We start from the raw sequence: 1,622 nt of genomic DNA on the forward strand, positions 1-1,622 counted from the left end.
GCCCCATCGCCGCGCCCGCCGCCCGCCACCCGCCGCGTCGGCGGCGGCGGCGAGATCAACTCGACTTCCTTGAAGTCGGGCGATCCCGACCGGCCGATACCCCGACTTCAAGGAAGTCGAGTTGACCATCAGGTAGAGGCCGCGCACCGGACTGCGCACCGCCCTCGGGCAGCACCGGCCGAACGCGGTGCGGCTGGTGAAGGCTCGGCTGGGCACGTAAGGAGCAGAGGTTCGCGTCCACGCCCGAGGCGGGTGCCTCGTGGGCGGCCGTCAACGACTGATCCGCGGAGGAGGGTCGCCGCCCCGCCTCCGCCGGCGCACGGTCACCGCCCAGGTCACAGCGCCGACCACGATCACACCGAGCGTGGCCAACCCCCGGGCAGTCGCCGCGCTGTCGTCGGCAGGTCCGGCAGCCGCCGTCGTGCTGGGGCCCGCGCCGACGGGCGCACTCGCCGTCGCCGACTCGAAGCCCAGCGGTGGCACGTCCGCAGTCAACGCCGCGACAATGTCGATCACGCCATAGCCGTACTCGTCGTCCCGCCCAGGCGGACCCTTGTCGATCGCGGTGGCGGTCAGCCGATGTATGACCTCCCGCGCCGGCAGGTACGGATACTTCGACCGAATCAAGGCCACGGCGCCCGCCACAATGGCGGTGGCGTCCGACGTTCCCGTGCCCTTGCGATACATCCCGTCGCGGCTAGTAGTAAGTATGTCTACGCTCGGGGCCGCCACGTCCACCTGCGGGCCAGTGACAGAAAGCGCGGCACGATTGCCTTGGCGATCGATACCGGCAACTGCAATGACCTCTGGCTCGCTAGCCGGGTAGCTTACGCGCAGGTCATCAGGATAGTTTCCAACACCTGCAACAATCACGATGTTGGAAGTGAGGGCAGCCCTTGTTGCCTGACGCAGTCGAGGACTTCCGCCTCCGCCGCTGGAGATACTGATTACATCTACGCCTTCTTTAACGGCATATTCGATGCTTTGTGCGAGTGCGTCTGGGTTGCCTGCGCCGTCAGGTGCAGCATCCACGATCGGGAGTATCTTCGATCGAGGGGCTATACCTAGCGCTCCACTGGTAGCGCTCTGGCCATGTGCGGCTATGAGGCCAGCCATTCCAGTTCCATGGCCGTTAAGGTCCTGCTGGCCATGGCTTCTACCGTCAGAGATGACGGAGATGCCTTTTAGTAGATTGCGGCGCAAGTCAGGATGAGGATCCACGCCGGTATCCGGTACAGCGACAGTTACGCCTTCTCCCTGGCTGATGCGATGCGCCTCTGGCACGTTCAAGTAGCGGAGGTGCCACTGGTCGTTCCGGACACCGTCTCTGGCGATGGGCCTGGCGTAATCCGCTCGTGCGCTAGACGGTTGTGCAATGGCTAAACAGACGATAACCAGCAGTACGTTGGCAACCTTAGGTTTCACCGCGTGAGGCCGATGGCAGGACCAGGGTCGAGGGGGCCGTCCTCGTCGGGAGGTCGAACTACAGGGGGAAGGCCCTGTTCCATCCTCCATGGATCGTCGGGGTCCCATCGCTTTGGCTCGCCATTTTTGGACGCGCGCCAATGCTGATCTAGCGTCCTGCCTCGGGCACCATTCAAGTTAGTCGCGCTCCCCCAGCC

Annotated in this window: 2 protein-coding genes; both read right to left on the reverse strand. The window is 64.8% G+C overall.

Features of this window, described 5'->3' with window-relative positions; all coding sequences use genetic code 11:
• The coding region (locus E1211_RS33105; RefSeq protein ID WP_207915598.1) for a hypothetical protein at positions 1-216 on the reverse strand (216 nt) is incomplete at its 3' end.
• Between the two features lie 54 nt (positions 217-270).
• Positions 271-1,425: a S8 family serine peptidase gene (locus E1211_RS31980; RefSeq protein ID WP_371686235.1), complete on the reverse strand. Its 1,155-nt coding sequence runs from the start codon at positions 1,423-1,425 to the stop codon at positions 271-273.
• Positions 1,426-1,622 lie beyond the last annotated feature (197 nt).

The sequence above is a fragment of the Micromonospora sp. 15K316 genome (genome assembly GCF_004348525.1).
Lineage (GTDB): Bacteria > Actinomycetota > Actinomycetes > Mycobacteriales > Micromonosporaceae > Micromonospora.